The organism is Kocuria sp., from assembly GCF_030530945.1.
GTDB lineage: Bacteria > Actinomycetota > Actinomycetes > Actinomycetales > Micrococcaceae > Kocuria.
On record NZ_JAUMTZ010000001.1, the window covers coordinates 373,362 to 390,480 of the forward strand.

Consider the following 17,119-nt stretch of genomic DNA (forward strand, 5'->3'; position numbering starts at 1 on the left):
GCTGGAGGCATGACTCGACTTCCTGAACCCCTCGTCCTGTCCTGCGCCTCCGGTGAAGGGTCGGTGCTGTCCCACGGCGCCCATGCGCTGTCCTGGGCCCCGGCAGGGGTCCAGCCCGTGCTCTTCGTCTCCGCCCTCACCCGCACCGAGGTGGGCAGCGCCGTGCGCGGGGGAGTGCCCGTCTGCTTCCCGTGGTTCGGTCCCGGGCGCTCGGGGGACATGGAACCCGCTCACGGCTTCGCGCGGATCACCGAGTGGCAGCTCGTGGACACGGGTGAGGACGCACAGGGTGACGCGTTCGCGCAGTTCCTGCTCACGCCGCAGGACGTGTCCGGGGACCTGCGGAACCTATTCCCCCGCGAGTTCGAGGCGCGCCTGCGCATGAGCGTGGGGCGTCGGCTGCGGCTCGAGCTCACGGTCACCAACACCGGGGCCGAGACCTTCGAGATGGAGGAGGCCCTGCACTCCTACCTGCGCGTGGGCGACTGCCGGCGGGTCACCGTGAGCGGTTTCGACGGCGTGTCCTACCACGACAAGGTGGCGGGCCAGGACCGGACCCAGAACGGGGACCTCACTCTCACGGGGGAGACCGACGCCGTGTTCCACCACCGCGGTGAGGTGCGGATCACGGACCCGGAACTCGGGCGTGTGCTCGTGGTCTCCAAGGAGGGCTCCGACAGCACCATCGTGTGGAACCCCTGGGAGGAGAAGGCCGCGGGTCTCGCGGACCTCGCGGACGACGAGTGGCGGGACATGCTGTGCGTGGAGGCGGGCAACGTGCTCGGTTCCGCGGTGCGGCTGGGCCCCGGGGAGTCCCACACCCTCGCCCAGGTCGTCGAGGTCCAGGAGCTGCCCGCAGCCGGCTCCTGACCGCTGCCGCGCTGCGGGGGGGGATGCCCCATGGGGTGCGCCCTGGAGATGCTGGCCCGAGTCACGCTCCTGCGCTCCTCAGGATCCTTGCCGTTGTTTCCCGCGTGAAAGATGCCGACGCCGCCGTGGTGACCACGGCGGCGTCGGCATCTGTGGAGCGCGCGGTGCGCTACTTCTGCACCACCAGGGCCGCGCCGATCGCGGCGAGGAAGGAGTTCATGGAGAGCTGGATGCCCTGCTCGGAGGGGCGGATGCCGTCCTCCCGGGTCATCTCCGGGTTGCGGAAGTACATGGTGAGCAGGCCCGCGCTGAAGGCGAGCAGACCCGCACCGGCCAGGCGCTTGGACACGAACGGCGTGACGAGAGCGGCACCCACGGCCAGCTCGGTGCCGGCGATGAAGGTGGCGAAGGTCTGAGAGTCCCACTCCGCGAACTGGGGGACGCCCGTGGCGGCGAACTGCTTGAGGCCCTCGGCGGCCTGGGGGTCCATGCCGAGCTTTCCGTAGCCGGACTGGATCATGTACGCGCCGGGGATGCCGCGCAGGATGGCGTTGGAGATGCGCATGGGATGTGCCTTTCGTTGCGGGGAGGCGGGGGTGGTGCAGGGACCGGGACGCCCCGCCGTGGATCGGGCTTCATGCTAACAGCGGCTACTTTTCCGGGGCCGTCACGGCGCCGCATGCCCACAGCGAACGTCCCGCGCCCACGTGGCGGCCCCTGTCTAGGGTTGGTGCCACGCTGCGCGCGCCGCGCGCTCACGAAAGGAGATCCCGTGGACATCGAGACCATGAAGAAGATCCTCCTGGTGCTCACGAGCCAGGACACTCTCGGCGAGACCGGCGAACCCACCGGCTACAACGTGGCCGAGGCCTCCCATCCCTGGAAGGTGTTCCGGGACGCGGGGTACTTCGTGGACTTCGCGTCCATCGCGGGCGGACAGCCGCCCCAGGACGAGGTCCAGCAGGACGATCCCGTGCAGGTGCAGTTCACGCAGGACGAGACCGTCAAGGCCTCCCTCTACAACACCCCCAGGATCTCCGTGGTGGATCCCTCCCAGTACGACGCCGTGTACCTGGTGGGCGGGCACGGCACCATGTGGGACTTCCCCGGCAACGCGGACCTGCAGAAGGTCGTGGCGTCCGTCTACGACGCCGGCGGCGTGGTGGGTGCCGTGTGCCACGGGCCCTCCGGCCTTCTGGACGTGGAGCTCTCCAACGGTGTGGGCCTGCTGTCCGGGCGCAGGGTGGCGGCCTTCACCAACGAGGAGGAGGCGGCCGTGGGCAAGCAGGACACGGTTCCCTTCCTGCTGCAGGACAGGCTCGAGGAGCAGGGTGCCACCGTCAAGGCCGCGGAGAACTGGGAGGAGAACGTCCAGGTGGACGAGCGCCTGGTGACCGGGCAGAACCCCCAGTCCGCGGCCGGCGTGGCCAAGGAGATGACCAAGCTGCTCACCGAGGTGGTGCGCGAGCAGAAGGCGGAGGAGGAGCAGGCCGCCCAGCAGCTGCGCGAGGAGCACGACGCGCAGAAGGCTGCCGAGGCCGAGGAGGACTGACCCCTGCCTGCAGGGGGGGATGCCGCCGCGGTGTGACGCTCCACGTCACCTTCCGGCCTGGGTTCCGGCGCGGCCGACGGCGCCCCGGTCGTGCCGCGCCTCCGGTGGCCTCGCAGGTGAATACGATGTCCCCATGCCAGAGCCCACACGGCCCGGGAGTGCCCCCGAGGGTGCCCCGGAACCCCCCGCGCCGGGGGCGGAGTCCTACGACGACATCGCCCGTGGACTCCACGAGCTGCGTGTCCGGGCGGGAGGGGTCTCCTACGCCCGGATCACCCAGCGGATCGAGCGGGCGCGGCGCGCGCAGGGTGTGGACGAGTACGGTGCCCGCCTGGCCCGCTCCACCGTCTACGACGCCTTCAGGTCCGGGCGCACCCGGCTGAGCGCCGATCTCGTGGCGGAGATCGCACTGGCCCTGGGTGAGGATGCCGCGGGGGCCAGCCGGTGGCGGGAGCGGTGCCTGCGCGCCCGTCCCGCGCCACCGTCACCCCCCGCCGGGGCGGCGGCTCCGGCGCCGGTGGTCGCCCCCGCGCACGGGCCGGTGACGGACGAGCTCCCCCGGGCGGCGGTGGCCTCGGCCGGCGCCGAGGACGTCACCGCAGACCACGGGCAGCGCGCACACCCGCGGCGCCCCGCGCCCCGGGTGGTGCTGACGGTGCTGCTTCTCTGTCTCGCGCTGAACGTGGCGGGGAAGTACCTGAACCGGGGCATGCGGTTGCCGCTCCACATGGACATGGCGGGAACGGCGGTCTCGGCCATCGCCCTGGGCCCGTGGTACGGCGCGGCCGTGGGGATGGCGGGCAACGCGTTCGGAACCCTCACCGACGGCCCGGGGGCTCTGCTCTTCGCGCCCGTGAACGTGGTGGGGGCGCTGATCTGGGGCTACGGGGTGCACCGCTTCTGCATGGGACGCACCCTGGTCTCCTACTTCCGACTGTGCGTGCTCGCCGCGGTGGGTTGCACCCTCACGGCGGTGCCCGTGATCCTCCTGCTGTTCCCTGGCCGCGAGCTCGGCCTGTCGGGCACCCTGGGGCAGGCTCTCGGCTCAGCCGGGACGTCCCTGCTTATCGCGGTCTTCTCCGCCAACGGGGCCTACTCCATGGTGGACAAGCTGCTCACCGGCTTCGTGGCCCTGGTGGTCCTGCAGCGGGTCCACGCGCGGGTGCCCTCCCTGGGGTCCGTGGCGGAGGCCATCGGCTCGCCGCGTATGACCGGGCGGAGCCGCCGGAGACTTCATGCCCAGAGAGGCATGGGTACTGGTGGCGCTGTCCGGGAATGTCCGGAATCCCCGGAAGGCCGCGGATCCTGATGCGCGCCTGAGCGGCGGCTGCCCACAATGATGACACCGGTCGCGGGCTGCGACCGGAACCGGAACGACGTCGTCGGGGAGAGTTGCCGTGGGTGGTCACGTGAGAGAGACGTACGGCGCGGACGGGCGCATGGACCGTGTCCTGGGTGCTGCGTACTGCGCACCGTACGGGACGCCCCTGGTGCCCGCCGATGTCCGGGTAGAGGAGCCGACCCTCCAGGGGACGGGTGGCTCCGAGGGGCGCGCGGCGGGTCGGCTGCTGCGCCTGCGCGCCCGGGGTTCCGACGGCCGCGACCGCGAGCACGGCCTGCTCGTGGACGACCGCGGCGTCGGGCACCCCACCGTGGACGGGGCCCTGCTCGCCGGAGGTGTGGTGGGCCCCGTCCTGGGGGAGCGGATTGCCCCGGACGCGCCCGACCTCGAGGTCCTGTGGGTGGACCAGGTGCTGCGCACCGATGCCGAGGCACGGCTGCGGCTGCGTGACGAGAACGCCGCTCACGCCGCCTCCTGGGAGGGGGACGGCGTGGACGCGGTCCTGGAGCGTGCGGAACGCGGCGTGGTGGGCTACGGGGACGAGTGGGCCAGCGCCGAGGACCTGCGCGCGGACGCGGGGGTGCCCACCTGGCTGCGGGAGCACACGCCGCACATGACGGTGCCGTGGGAGCTGTTCCGGCTCGACGCCGAGTCCTGGCTCCGCGCCCGGGACAGGGAGAAGGAATACGTCTTCCTGCATGAGTACGCCTGCCGCGATGCCCAGCAGCAGGACGACGGCCCGCAGGTCCGCTACCTGGCGCACGCCTTCGATCCCCGCAACCGCGCCCCGGAGGCCTTCCAGCTGGCGGACGGCACACCCTTCACGGCCTTCATCGGGGTTCGCACGGACGGCCCCGACGTGGTGGCGTACGACGCCGACGGCGTGCTGCCCCGGGAGCTTCTGGAGCCCCACCTGGTGCCACTGCGCGCCCTGGGCGCGGTCCCCGTGGACGAGCGCGCGGAGCGGGACTCGTGGCTGGCCGTGGGAATCGCCGACACGCCCATGCTGCTGCTGGTTCCGCCGGGCCCCTCCGCACTGCGCCTGCACACGGACGAGGACGGCGCGCTGACCGTCCTGCAGCTTGCAGACCTGGTCGTCACCCGCGACGCCCTGCTGCGGGAGGAGCGTTTCCGACGCCGCTGGGGCCGGTTCCTGGACGAAGGCGTGGAGCTCTCCCCGGAGGAGATGGACCGGGCGGTGTGGGAGCTGCACGAGCGGTTGGATCGGGAGGGGGAAGGCCCCGTGACGGAGTCCGGGACGGCGTCCCGGGTTGGAAGGCAGGACCGATGAGCGGCATGGACGTGCAGACCGGGTTCCCGGACCTCGACACCGTGGAGGGGGTGGAGAACCCCCGGTGCGCGTGGGACGAGAGCGTGTGCACCGCCTCCGTGGAGTACCGCATCCGCTGGGAGGGCGGTGACGACCCGGCAGAACCCCTGGTGCGCGGAGAGGTGGAGCTGCTCTGCCCCCGGCACTACGCGTTGAGCCTGGCGCGGCTGCTGGAGGTCCACGAGCCGCAGTGCGAGCACACGGCGGTGGAGCACCTGGCCGAGTACGGCCCCCTGAGCGGCGGAGAGTGACACGAAGGTGGAGGACATGGACGAGCAGGAGTTCAACGCGAAGCAGCGGCTGGAGGAGGGGGTGAGCCTTTTCGACCTGGTCACCAAGTGTCCGAAGCGCGAGGGAAAGTATTGGATCGATGATATTACACAACACTCCATCTATATTTTCCCCAGAGGTACGCACTGGGGGGATGTAAAGCCTCACTATCGCGTCGAATATGCTTGCAAGTCAATAAACGAAGCAATAACGGAGGTCACTGGCACCCCTTCCTCTATCAAGGGAACCGGTAGGAAGATGTCCAGTGCATTGAGTGAAAATGCGTTACCGGGGATAGCGCAAGAACTGGCGTCTCATCCCGAGATCGAGGAAACCCTCCGGGGCCTGTTTATCAAAATTGCGCCCAAAAGTAATGGTACTCAGAATCGCGCAGATTTTTCAGAAAGTGAGGGATCTGCCATGGCGGTCCAGGACAGTGTCACGGCGGAGTCGGTCGCGGCTGATCTGCGGAAGTACACCAACGTGATCGTGGAGGGTGTGGCCGGCTGCGGGAAATCGCACCTGCTGGAGGGGCTCAGAGAGCAGTACGGGGACAGGGTGCGGGTGGTGGTGTTCCACCCGGCAACGTCCTACGAGGACTTCGTGAGCGGCCTGCGCCCGGGGAAGGACATGGGCTTCACGGGTGAGGCGGGCGTGTTCGTGGAGATGTGCGAGGACGCGGCGGCAGACCCGGATCACGACTACCTGCTGTTCATTGACGAGATCAACCGCGCCAACACCTCGCGGGTGTTCGGGGATCTCATGCTGGTGCTGGAGGCCTCCAAGCGGGCAGACCTGCGGGAAGAAGCGGCCGAGGACAAGCGGGCGGCACTGCTCACTGAACGGACGCCCCACACCATCGCCCTGCAGACGCCCGTCGAGGAGCGGTCCGAGCAGTTCCGCTACCTCCAGGTGCCCCGGAACCTGCACGTGCTGGGGACCATGAACACCACGGACCGTTCGGTGGGCACGATCGACCTGGCCCTGCGGCGTCGTTTCCACTGGGTGACCATGCAGCCGCTGGACGAGCCGGGGCTGCGCGCGGAGCTGGATGCTCAGAACGGGAGCAGTGAACACCTCCACAGGCTCATCACCTGGTACGCGGCTACGAACAGGCAGCTGCAGACTCAGGTGGGTCCGGATGCCCGCCTGGGGCACTCCTACTTCTTCGGGGAGGACCGCTCGGTGGAGGACGTCGCCACGGACCTCCTCAACCAGCTCAAGGAGGTCGTGGCCACCTTCAACATCCACGAGGACAAGATCAAGAAGATCGTGGGAGACGGCGCTCCCGTGGGTGCCGAGCTGTGGACCATCGTCCTGCAGGGCCAGGGTCTGGGTCGCCGCCCCGAGATTGATCGGAAGCTGAAGACAGCCGCGCAGCCGTCGCCGCAGAACGACGGTTCCGAGGCATCCGAAGACGCTCCCACCGACGCGCAGTCGGAGGGCTGACCCGTGGGCGGCAGCACCCCCTCCGCAGAGGCCGGCCCGGCGGTGCACATCCCGCCCGGCGGCGTCGCGGGGCCCACCAAGGAGAACCCCACGAGTGGTAGCGAAGCGGGTGGAGTGCCCGCTTCCGCCGCCCGGCAGGGCTACGCCTCAGCAACCGCCGGACGCCTGCGCTTCTTCCAGGTCAGTGCCCGGGGCAACGGGGTGGGCCTCACGATCTTGCGTCGCCAGCCCGCGCAGGAGATCGGCACCGCGAAAGAGTCCGGCACAGCGCAGGACACCGAGTCCGAGCAGGGGGAAAAGCCCGGCGATAGTCCGGACATCCTCCTGCTCCACGTGCTGCCCAAGCTGTGGAACCGCGATTGGTACGAGACGAGGGTGGCCCGCCTGCCGCGCGCCTCCGAGGTGGGGGTTGAGCCGGGGGAGCGCGGACAGCTCCCCGGAACCCTGCAGCTGGTGATCCACGAGCAGCAGATCCTCGCACTGGAACCCGAGTGGGCCCGCAGCCTGGAACAGGTCGCGAGCGACACCCTCCTGGACTGGGATGCTCCGCGGGAGGCCGGGCAGGGGGACGGTGGCGAGGCGCTCGCGGACGTCGCGCCCGCCACCGAGGCACCCGATGCACCGGACGGGCCCGGCACCTCCGGCGGGTCAGACACCCCGGACGGGACACGAACAGCACCCCCGGAGACCGCAACGGGGCCAAACCGTGGGGCGCAAGGCGGTGGCGTCGTCGGCTCGGATGCGGAGGACGGCGAGAAGGATCCGCTCTGGCGGGAGGTGGCGCTCACGGCGCGGCTCCGTGGGACGCTGCGCGAGGACCTGCCCGCGCTGCCCCGCGCGGACGGGACTGCCGGCCCCGCGGACCCGGTGTCCCTCCTGTGGAGCGTGATCGACCACGTGCAGGGTGAGCCCGCCACCGGCGCGGACCGCCGGGACCCGCCGGCCGGCGGGGTGGACCTGCTCCCGGACCTGCCGGGGCTGGAGCAGATCGTGTACCGGCAGCTGCTGGCCCGCACGGAGGACGCGCTGCAGCACCGGAGGCCCACGTTCCTGCCCGTCACGGAAGAGCTGGCCTTCGTGCGGGGACGCATGGACCCCCAGGGACTGATCCGGCGCACGGCGCGGCGCAGGTTGCCCGTGCTGTGCGAGTTCGACTCCCTCAGCGCGGACTCCGCCCTGTGGCAGACGGTCCGCGGTGCCGTGCAGATCGTGGCCTCCGAGGCGAAGGCTCCGGAGGACCGGGAACGCGCTCTGACGTGCGACGCCCAGCTGCGGGACGTCACCGTGGAACCCGCCCACGTCCTGCTCGCGTCGGGGGTGCCGCCCGCCCAGCTGCAACGGATGCCGGTGGAGACGCGACTGGCCTACCGCTACGCGCGGGCGGTCCTGGCCCGCCGCCACGGCGTGGACCCGGAGGAGTCCACCCACACGGCGGGGGTGCTCGTGAACCTGAAGTACCCCAGCAGCGTGCTGTGGGAGCGGCTGGTCGGCGAGTACCTGAGGGCGGCCCTGGGCCGCAGCGAGATGACCGTCACCGAGCAGTACCGGCTGAACGTGTTCTTCCGCGATCCCGACGCCCCGGGGAGCGATGGAGAGTGGAAGGCCGTCTCCGCCAAGCGGCCGGACCTGGTGGTCCTCGGCCCGCCCGCGGACGAGCCCGGCGGGGACGGACGGCCGCTGCTGGTGGTGGACGCCAAGTACAAGCGGTGGCCCGAGGACGGGTTCACGGGGGCGAGCATGGGGGACCAGTACCAGCTGGCCACCTACGCGTACCGCCTGGACGTGGACGCGTTCCTGGCCCACCCTGTGGTGACCCAGCCGCAAGAAAAATCCGTGGACACGCTGGTGCTCGCGGACCCCGGCGCTCCCGCACTGCAGGCCGTGGGCGCCACCAGGGCAGAGCGGCCCCACGTCGGGTCGCTCGCGCTGCCCTTCCCCGCGCCAAAGGGATGGTCCCTGACGGAGTGCACCGAGCGGGCCGTGCGCATGCTGCGGGACGGTCCCCTCGAAGGACTGCTGCGCCGGATCCTCTAGCCCGCGCGCTCCGGGGCGGGGCCGTCTCGGGGCAGGGCCGCAGAGGGGGCTTCGGGGCTCCCGGTGCTGCCGCGTCCGTCCCCGCCCGGCCGCCCGCCGTCGCACCTCCGCCCCTGCTCCCACCCGTGGTGCGCGCCGCACGGCGGTCCGTGTAGAATGGTGCAGTTCCCCCGTGCACGGCACGGGGTCGAAGCGCGCCGGTCCGAGGCGCGCAGTTCGCGCCCCACTGCGAGGCGCGTGCGCGCGGAATCGTTTCGCGCGGACCAACACCTGAAAGACTTTCTTTGTCTCATTCTTTTACCGACCTCGGCGTTTCCGAGGCGCTCTCCGCTGATCTCGCCCGCGGCGGCATCACCGAAGCGTTCCCCATCCAGGAGAAGACTCTCCCCGACTCCCTCGCCGGGCGCGACGTGCTCGGCCGCGGCCGCACGGGCTCCGGCAAGACGGTGGCGTTCGCGCTGCCGCTCGTCAGCCGCCTGGCCGGCCTGGCCCCCGGTTCCAGCCGGGTGAACCGCCGTGCGCACCGGCCCACCGGGCTCGTGCTGGCGCCCACCCGTGAGCTCGCCACCCAGATCGACCGCACCGTGGCCCCGCTCGCCAGGGCCGCCGGGCTGAACACCACCGTGATCTTCGGCGGCGTCTCCCAGAAGCGCCAGGAGAAGGCGCTCGCGGACGGCGTGGACATCGTGGTGGCCTGCCCCGGCCGGCTCGAGGACCTCATCCAGCAGGGCCTGCTCACGCTCGACGACGTCCGTGTCACCGTGCTGGACGAGGCGGACCACATGGCGGACATGGGCTTCCTGCCCGTGGTCACCCGCATCCTCGCGAAGACCCCCAAGGGCTCGCAGCGGCTGCTGTTCTCCGCCACGCTGGACAACGGCGTGGACGTGCTGGTCAAGAAGTTCCTCAAGGACCCCGTGCTGCACTCCGCGGACGAGGCCCAGGCGGCCGTGACCACCATGGACCACCAGGTCCTGGTCACCCACGCGGACGACAAGCAGGCGCTCATCGAGGCCCTGGCCTCCGGCACCGGGCGGCGCATGATGTTCACGCGCACCAAGTACCGGGCCAAGAAGATGGCCAAGAAGCTCAGCCAGGCGGGCATTCCCGCCGTGGACCTGCAGGGCAACCTGTCCCAGGGCGCGCGCGACCGCAACCTGGCGGCGTTCTCCGAGGGCGACGTGCGCGTGCTCGTGGCCACGGACGTGGCCGCCCGCGGCGTGCACGTGGACGACGTGGAGCTCGTGGTCCACATCGACCCGCCCGCCGAGCACAAGTCCTACCTCCACCGCTCCGGGCGCACCGCGCGCGCCGGCGCCTCCGGTGCCGTGATCACCATTGCCACCACCGAGGAGCGCTCGGACGTCTCGAAGCTCATGAAGAAGGCCGGTGTGAAGCCGCGCGTGGACGAGGTCGGTCCGGACTCCGAGGTCGTCAAGGAGCTCGTGGGTGAGCGCGCCGCGCGCGTGGCCTACGATCCGGCTCCCGCCCCCGCGCAGAACGGCGGCGGCAACCGCTCCGGCGGGCGTTCCGGTGCCCGCTCGGGTGGACGCTCCGGCGGCTCCAGGCAGGGCGGCAACCGTTCCGGCGGCGGGCGCGGCTCCGCCCAGCGCTCCGAGCAGGGTGGCGGTTCCGGCCAGGGCCGCGGCTCGCGGCGCCCCTCGGGTGCCCGCGCGGGGGAGTCCCGCGGGGACGCCGGACGCGGCGGCCGTTCCACCTCCCGCGGTCGCGGGTCCGCCGACGCCGCCGGCCCCGGTTCGGCGCGCACCTCCGGCTCCCAGGGTGCTCGCGGGAACTCCGCGCAGCGCGGTGGCGCCGGGCAGGTCCCGGACCGCGCCACGGCGGCGGCGCAGCGGCGTCGTCAGAACAACCGCTCGGGACAGTCCGTGCGCTGAGCACCGCGCCCGACGTGAAGAACCCCCGGCTCGAGATTCGAGCCGGGGGTTCTTCGCTGTCCGGAACGTGAGGACACGGAGTTTCAGGCAGGGGGTTCGAGGGAGCGCAGGAAGTCCAGGGTGACGTCCTCGTGGGAGTCCACGAAGACCCGGTGCGGACCCTCCGGGACGGGCTTGTCCCCGGGGACCACCACCACGGTCATGCCCGCGGCCACGGCGCTGCGCGCGCCGGGCTCGGAGTCCTCCACGGCCACGCAGTCCCGCGGGGCCACACCGAGGAGCTCGGCGCCGCGCAGGTAGGGCTCGGGGTCCGGCTTGGCGTGGGTGACGTCGTCGTGGGAGACGATGCCGGAGAACACGCCCGGTGCGCCGGCCGCGGTGGTCTCTGCCACCGAGGTCAGGGCGTTCGTGACGATTGCGGCCGGGATGTCCGCCGCCTTCAGCTCCTCGAGCAGGGACGTGATGCCGGGCAGGAAGGGCACCTCGCCGTCCATGCTGTCGATGACGTGGCGGGCCAGCTCCGCCGTGATCTCGTCCACGCCGTCGGGGGCGCCACGCTCAATGAGCCTCCGCGCGGCGTCCTGCACGGTGCCGCCCAGGGTGGCGTGGTCGTCCTCTACGCTCCAGGTCTGCCCGTAGCGCTCGGCGACGGCGCGCTTTGCCGTGGCCCACTGGGGCTCGGTGTCCACCAGGGTGCCGTCGTGGTCGAAGAGCACGGCCAGGGGGTAGCTCATGTGCGCCTTTCGGGGAGGGGATGTCCGCAGGGGGACGAGTCAACGGCGCCAGTCTAGTGCCGTGGCTGCCGGGAGGACCCGCCGCGGTGCGGCCCGCACCGGGGCGGAATCCACCGGGCGGTCAGGCCCGGGGTGCCAAGGAGCGCAGCAGCTCCAGGGTCAGCGCGGAGTGCGCGGGCACGTGCACGATGCCGGGCCCGGCCTGCACCTCCTGCACGCCGGGGACCACCACGGTGACGATTCCGGCGGCGACCCCGGCGGCCGCACCCGAGGGGGAGTCCTCCACGACCACGCACGCCGCCGGGTCCACCCCCAGCCGGCGGGCGGCCTGGAGGTAGGCGTCCGGATCCGGTTTGGGGCGCACGCCCTGCGCCACCTCCTCGTCCCCGACGACCACCCGGAACAGACCCTCCGGGGCGAGGCCCGCGGTGTACCGGGCCACCGCGGACGTGGCGTTGGTGACGATCGCCGCGGGGATCCCGGCCACGGACAGCTCGTCGAGCAGGGGACGGACCCCGGGGATGAACGTGGGCGGGTTCTCGGCCAGCACGTCCTCGAGCACGCCGTAGAACTCGCGGAAGACCTCCTCGGGGGAGCCGGGGACGCCCAGCTCCGACAGCCGCTGGACGGTGGCGGCCAGGGGTTTGCCCAGGGTGTCCCGCGTGTCCTGCTCGCTCCACCGCCCGCCGTGGGCGGCCACGATCCGCTGCTTGCCCACCTCCCACAGGGGTTCGGTGTCCACCAGGGTGCCGTCGTGGTCGAAGAGGACGGCCCGGGGGAAGTCTGAGGTGCTCATGGCCCCACGGTACGTCCTCCGCCGGGCACCCCGCGCGACCTACGATGGGCTCATGAGCTCCACGGACCCCGCTCCCGCCGCCCTGTCCAGACCGGGATCTGCCGTCACTCGCGCCTTCCCGGTGCTCATGGTGGCCGTGGCTCTGGTGCTCGCGGCGTGGGTGGCCCTCGGCCGAGCCGCGGTGGGCCTGCTCGGCTCGCTCACCCCCGTCTACGCGGTGGCACTCGCCCTGCCGCTGCTGGTCCTGCACGTGGTGGCCGCCGCGCTGCTGCGCCGGGACAGCCTGAACTACCCGTCCCACGCGGTGACCCACCGGGCCGTGGCCACGGCCCTTGCCGCGTGGCTCGTCACCGCGGCCTTCGGGTTCTTCCTCCCCGACTCCACCGCGGAGGGCATGCGCTCGGTCTTCACGCACGTGGCGGGTGCGCGGTACCTCGAGCTCGGGTACGGGTTCGTCAACATCCTGGGCGTGCTCTCCGTGGCCCTGGCCGTGGCGCTGGTCCTGCTGGCCGTCACCGAGCTGCGCGTCACGGCCCGCCGCCTCGGCGGCGAGCCCCTCACGGAGGACGAGCGCCTGGACCGCATGGAGGCCCACGGGCGTGACGACGCCGCCCGGTCACCCCGCGTGCCGTCCCACCCCGAGCCCCCGCGCCACGCGTCCGCCGCACCCGAGGCCGGAGAACCGGACGCGGAGCCGACCTCCGAGGTGCGGCCGTGACGGTGCCGCTGCGCACGGCCCGCCTGAGCCTGCGGGAGTACGAGGAGGCAGACGCCCCGTTCGTGCGGGACCTCTACTCCCGGGCCGCCGTGCAGCGCTACATCGGGGACGGCACCCAGCGCGTCACCACCGAGGACGCCGCCCGCGAGAAGATCGAGGGCTGGCGCGCCCGCTACGGGGAGCACCCCCTCCACGGGGTGTGGCTGGCCCGCACGTGGGAGGGCCGGCCGGTGGGTTCCCTGCTCCTCAAGCCCATTCCGGACTCGGGTGCGGACACCGCGCACGACGTGGAGATCGGCTGGCACCTGCACCCGGACGCCTGGGGCCGCGGGTACGCCACCGAGGCCGCCCGTGCCGTCCTGGAGCACGCCTGGGACTGCGGGCTCGCGCACGTGGTCGCGGTGACCCACCCCCACAACACGGCCTCCCAGGCGGTGTGCCGGCGCCTGGGCATGACCTCGCGGGGTCTCACCACCGCCTACTACGACGCCGAGTGCGCCCTCTTCGAGATCACCGCGCCCCGCGCGCGGCGAGTCGCGGTCGACGGACGAGGGGGCGTGGAGGGCGCGGGCGGCGTCGTCGGCCCCGGAGCGGAGAGGAAGGCGTGAGCATGGCGGAGAACCCGGACCTGGTGGTCGGTGAGGACGGGCTCGCGCGCCCGGTGTGGGCGGCGGCGGACCCGCTGCTGCGCGCGTACTACGACCACGAGTGGGGCATGCCGGTCCGGGACGAGGCAGGGCTGTACGAGCGGATCGTGCTGGAGGGCTTCCAGTCGGGGCTGTCGTGGCGCACGGTGCTCGCCAAACGGCCGGCGTTCCGGGAGGTCTTCCACGGCTTCGACCCGGATGCCGTGGCCGCGATGACCGAGACGGACGTGCAGCGGCTGCTGGGGGACGCGCGGATCATCCGCAACGAGCGCAAGATCCGCGCGGCCGTGACCAACGCCCGGGCCACCGTGGCGCTCCGCGAACAGGAGGGGCTCGTGGCGCTCGTGTGGTCCTTCGCGCCCGCCGAGACCCCGTGCCCGGAGCGGTTCGCCGAGGTGCCCACCAGGTCGCCGGAGAGTGCGGCGCTGTCGCGGGAGCTGAAGCGGCGGGGTTTCGCGTTCGTGGGGCCCACCACCATGTACGCCCTCATGGAGGCGATCGGCGTGGTGGACACGCACCTGGTGGGAAGCCACCGGCGGGGCACCTCCGGGGTGTGGTCCTAGCGCGGTGCGGGACGGAACTGCTTGTGGAAAACTCTTCCCTTTTCAGATTGAGCGGAGTAGACTCAAGGTAACTGATAAACCGAAAGTCAAGTAGAAGGGGGTGTCCGTGGACACCAAGTTCACCACCAAGTCCCAGGAGGCCCTCGCGGGAGCGGCGTCGAACGCCGCCACCGCGGGGAATCCCAACGTGGAGCCCGCACACCTGCTCAAGGCGCTGATGGACCAGCGGGACGGCGTGGCCGTCGCCGTCCTGAAGGCCACCGGCGCCAATGCGGACGCCGTGTCGATCAAGGCGAGCAACCTCATCCACGAGATGCCCAGCGCCTCCGGGAGCTCCACAGCCCAGCCGCAGCTGAGCCGCACCGCCCTGCAGGCGCTGCAGGCCGCGGAGAACTACGCCCGGGAGCTGCAGGACGAGTACGTCTCCACCGAGCACCTGCTCTACGGCCTGGCCGCCGGGCAGGACAAGGCCGCCCAGGTGCTCAAGGACGCCGGCGTCACGGTCGAGGCACTGGCTGAGGCCATCCCGCAGGTCCGCGGCGACCGCCGGGTCACCAGCCCGGACCCCGAGGGCACGTTCCAGTCCCTCGAGAAGTACGGCACGGACCTGACCGCCATCGCGCGGGACGGCAAGCTGGACCCGGTGATCGGCCGCGACTCCGAGATCCGCCGAGTGGTCCAGGTGCTCTCCCGCCGCACCAAGAACAACCCCGTGCTGATCGGCGAGCCCGGTGTGGGCAAGACCGCCGTGGTGGAGGGCCTCGCGCAGCGCATGGTGGCCGGGGACGTCCCCGAGTCCCTGCGCGGCAAGACCCTGATCTCCCTGGACCTCGGGTCCATGGTGGCTGGCGCCAAGTACCGCGGCGAGTTCGAGGAGCGGCTGAAGGCCGTCCTGGACGAGATCAAGAAGTCCGAGGGTCAGATCGTCACGTTCATCGACGAGATCCACACCGTGGTGGGTGCGGGCGCCTCAGAGGGCTCCATGGACGCGGGCAACATGCTCAAGCCCATGCTGGCCCGCGGCGAGCTGCGCCTGATCGGTGCCACCACGCTGGACGAGTACCGGGAGAACATCGAGAAGGACGCCGCCCTGGAGCGCCGCTTCCAGCAGGTCTACGTGGGGGAGCCCTCGGTGGAGGACACCGTGGCCATCCTGCGCGGGCTGAAGGAGCGCTACGAGGCGCACCACAAGGTGCAGATCGCGGACTCCGCCCTGGTGGCCGCCGCCGAGCTGTCCAACCGCTACATCCCCAGCCGCCAGCTGCCGGACAAGGCCATCGACCTCATCGACGAGGCCGCGTCCCGGCTGCGCATGGAGATCGACTCCGCCCCGGAGGAGATCGACGAGCTGCGCCGCTCCGTGGACCGACTCACCATGGAGGAGCTGGCCCTGGACGGCGAGACCGACCCCGCCTCGGTGGAGCGCCTGGCCGTGCTGCGCCAGGACAAGGCGGACAAGCAGGCGGAGCTGGACGCGCTCAACGCCCGGTGGGAGTCGGAGAAGGCCGGTCTGAACCGGGTGGGCGAGCTCAAGGCCCGCATCGACGACCTGCGCTCGCAGGCGGAGCGCGCCCAGCGCAACGGTGACCTCGGCGAGGCCTCCCGGCTGCTCTACGGCGAGATCCCCGCGGCGCAGAAGGAGCTCGACGCCGCCCAGGCGCAGGAGGAGGCCAACGGCCCGTCCTCGGACACCATGGTCTCCGAGGAGGTCACGGCGGACGACATCGCCGAGGTGATCTCCGCGTGGACCGGGATCCCCGCGGGCAAGATGCTCCAGGGCGAGTCCGAGAAGCTGCTGCACATGGAGGACGTCCTGGGCAGGCGGCTGATCGGCCAGCGCCAGGCCGTGAGCGCCGTGGCGGACGCCGTGCGCCGTTCGCGCGCGGGCATCTCCGACCCGGACCGGCCCATCGGCTCCTTCATGTTCCTGGGCCCCACGGGCGTGGGCAAGACCGAGCTGGCCAAGTCCCTCGCGGACTTCCAGTTCGACGACGAGCGCGCCCTGATCCGCATCGACATGTCGGAGTACTCCGAGAAGCACTCCGTCTCCCGGCTGGTCGGTGCCCCTCCGGGGTACGTGGGCTACGATGAGGGCGGCCAGCTCACCGAGGCCGTGCGGCGTCGCCCGTACTCCGTGGTGCTGCTTGACGAGGTCGAGAAGGCGCACCCCGAGGTCTTCGACATCCTGCTGCAGGTCCTGGACGACGGCCGTCTGACGGACGGCCAGGGTCGCACGGTGGACTTCCGCAACGTGATCCTGATCCTCACGTCCAACATGGGCAGCCAGTTCCTGGTGGACCCCACCATGGACGAGCAGGCCAAGAAGGACGCGGTGATGGGCGTGGTCAACGCCTCCTTCAAGCCGGAGTTCCTCAACCGCCTGGACGACATCATCATGTTCGACCCGCTGAGCACCGAGGACCTCGCGAAGATCGTGGACATCCAGGTGGCCCAGCTGGCCAGGCGCCTCGCGCAGCGCCGGCTGGAGCTGGTGGTCACGCCCGCGGCGAGCGAGTGGCTCGGCATGACCGGCTACGACCCCGCCTACGGCGCCCGCCCGCTGCGCCGCCTCGTGCAGCGCGAGATCGGCGACCGCCTGGCACGCGGCCTGCTCTCCGGCGCCATCACGGACGGGGACACGGTCCTCGTGGACGTCAACCCGGACGTCGCCGAGGACGGCCTCACGGTCACTGCCTCGCACGACGGCGCCGTCCCTCCCACCGCGGACGACGACATCGTGGACGCGGAGGTCGTGGACGAGTGAGCCGCAGCGACTCGCTCTGACCCTGGCGCCGCCGGGAAAGCAGGAAGCGCCGGGACGGCCTCCTCCCGCCCCGCGCCGCGCCCGGTCCCGCCGCGGGACACGCCGCCGACCCGGGTGGGGGGGGCGCGGCCCCCGGGCCCCGCGCCCGGTGCCCC

General features: G+C 71.7%; 15 protein-coding genes. 12 read left to right on the top strand and 3 right to left on the bottom strand.

The window, feature by feature from the left end; translation table 11 throughout:
• Positions 1 to 9: 9 nt before the first annotated feature.
• Complete coding sequence (locus tag Q4A22_RS01705; RefSeq protein ID WP_303176789.1) at positions 10 to 870, top strand: D-hexose-6-phosphate mutarotase; 861 nt, start codon at positions 10 to 12, stop codon at positions 868 to 870.
• A 169-nt stretch (positions 871 to 1,039) separates the two neighbouring features.
• On the opposite strand, the gene Q4A22_RS01710 is transcribed toward Q4A22_RS01705, so the two are convergent.
• Complete coding sequence (locus tag Q4A22_RS01710) at positions 1,040 to 1,435, bottom strand: hypothetical protein (protein WP_303176790.1); 396 nt, start codon at positions 1,433 to 1,435, stop codon at positions 1,040 to 1,042.
• 207 nt (positions 1,436 to 1,642) lie between these two features.
• Here Q4A22_RS01710 and Q4A22_RS01715 point away from each other — a divergent pair, with 207 nt between their 5' ends.
• The 7 genes from Q4A22_RS01715 to Q4A22_RS01745 all read left to right on the top strand — a co-directional run bounded on the left by Q4A22_RS01715 (position 1,643) and on the right by Q4A22_RS01745 (position 10,742).
• On the top strand, positions 1,643 to 2,422 hold the full coding sequence (locus Q4A22_RS01715) for a type 1 glutamine amidotransferase domain-containing protein (RefSeq protein ID WP_303176791.1): 780 nt from the start codon (positions 1,643 to 1,645) through the stop codon (positions 2,420 to 2,422).
• A gap of 133 nt (positions 2,423 to 2,555) precedes the next feature.
• Positions 2,556 to 3,731 (top strand): ECF transporter S component, encoded by a 1,176-nt coding sequence (locus Q4A22_RS01720; protein WP_303176792.1) that lies wholly within the window; start codon positions 2,556 to 2,558, stop codon positions 3,729 to 3,731.
• Positions 3,732 to 3,831: 100 nt separating this feature from the next.
• Positions 3,832 to 5,055 carry a hypothetical protein gene (locus tag Q4A22_RS01725; RefSeq protein ID WP_303176793.1) on the top strand — a complete coding sequence of 408 codons (1,224 nt, stop codon included), beginning with the start codon at positions 3,832 to 3,834 and terminating at the stop codon, positions 5,053 to 5,055.
• Positions 5,052 to 5,345, top strand: a complete 294-nt coding sequence (locus tag Q4A22_RS01730) for a hypothetical protein (protein WP_303176794.1) — start codon at positions 5,052 to 5,054, stop codon at positions 5,343 to 5,345. Before Q4A22_RS01725 ends, Q4A22_RS01730 begins: the two co-directional genes overlap by 4 nt.
• 439 nt (positions 5,346 to 5,784) lie before the next feature.
• Positions 5,785 to 6,813, top strand: a complete 1,029-nt coding sequence (locus tag Q4A22_RS01735; protein WP_303176795.1) for an McrB family protein — start codon at positions 5,785 to 5,787, stop codon at positions 6,811 to 6,813.
• A gap of 114 nt (positions 6,814 to 6,927) precedes the next feature.
• A complete protein-coding gene (locus Q4A22_RS01740; protein WP_303176796.1) occupies positions 6,928 to 8,847 on the top strand; it encodes a hypothetical protein in 1,920 nt (639 codons plus the stop codon).
• A gap of 284 nt (positions 8,848 to 9,131) precedes the next feature.
• A complete protein-coding gene (locus Q4A22_RS01745) occupies positions 9,132 to 10,742 on the top strand; it encodes a DEAD/DEAH box helicase (RefSeq protein ID WP_303176797.1) in 1,611 nt (536 codons plus the stop codon).
• Between the two features lie 83 nt (positions 10,743 to 10,825).
• On the opposite strand, the gene Q4A22_RS01750 is transcribed toward Q4A22_RS01745, so the two are convergent.
• Positions 10,826 to 11,476 carry an HAD family phosphatase gene (locus Q4A22_RS01750; RefSeq protein ID WP_303176798.1) on the bottom strand — a complete coding sequence of 217 codons (651 nt, stop codon included), beginning with the start codon at positions 11,474 to 11,476 and terminating at the stop codon, positions 10,826 to 10,828.
• 121 nt (positions 11,477 to 11,597) lie between these two features.
• Positions 11,598 to 12,272, bottom strand: a complete 675-nt coding sequence (locus Q4A22_RS01755) for an HAD family phosphatase (protein ID WP_303176799.1) — start codon at positions 12,270 to 12,272, stop codon at positions 11,598 to 11,600.
• Positions 12,273 to 12,324: 52 nt separating this feature from the next.
• Here Q4A22_RS01755 and Q4A22_RS01760 point away from each other — a divergent pair, with 52 nt between their 5' ends.
• From Q4A22_RS01760 to clpB, 4 genes are all read left to right on the top strand, one after another.
• Entirely contained in the window at positions 12,325 to 12,990 is a 666-nt protein-coding gene (locus Q4A22_RS01760; protein ID WP_303176800.1) for a hypothetical protein, read from the top strand.
• The gene (locus Q4A22_RS01765; protein WP_303176801.1) at positions 12,987 to 13,598 is read left to right on the top strand and encodes a GNAT family N-acetyltransferase; all 612 of its coding nucleotides are present in this window, start codon (positions 12,987 to 12,989) and stop codon (positions 13,596 to 13,598) included. Before Q4A22_RS01760 ends, Q4A22_RS01765 begins: the two co-directional genes overlap by 4 nt.
• 2 nt (positions 13,599 to 13,600) lie before the next feature.
• The gene (locus Q4A22_RS01770) at positions 13,601 to 14,200 is read left to right on the top strand and encodes a DNA-3-methyladenine glycosylase I (protein WP_303176965.1); all 600 of its coding nucleotides are present in this window, start codon (positions 13,601 to 13,603) and stop codon (positions 14,198 to 14,200) included.
• A gap of 106 nt (positions 14,201 to 14,306) precedes the next feature.
• Entirely contained in the window at positions 14,307 to 16,964 is a 2,658-nt protein-coding gene (gene clpB, locus Q4A22_RS01775; RefSeq protein WP_303176802.1) for an ATP-dependent chaperone ClpB, read from the top strand.
• The last annotated feature ends 155 nt before the right edge of the window (positions 16,965 to 17,119 follow it).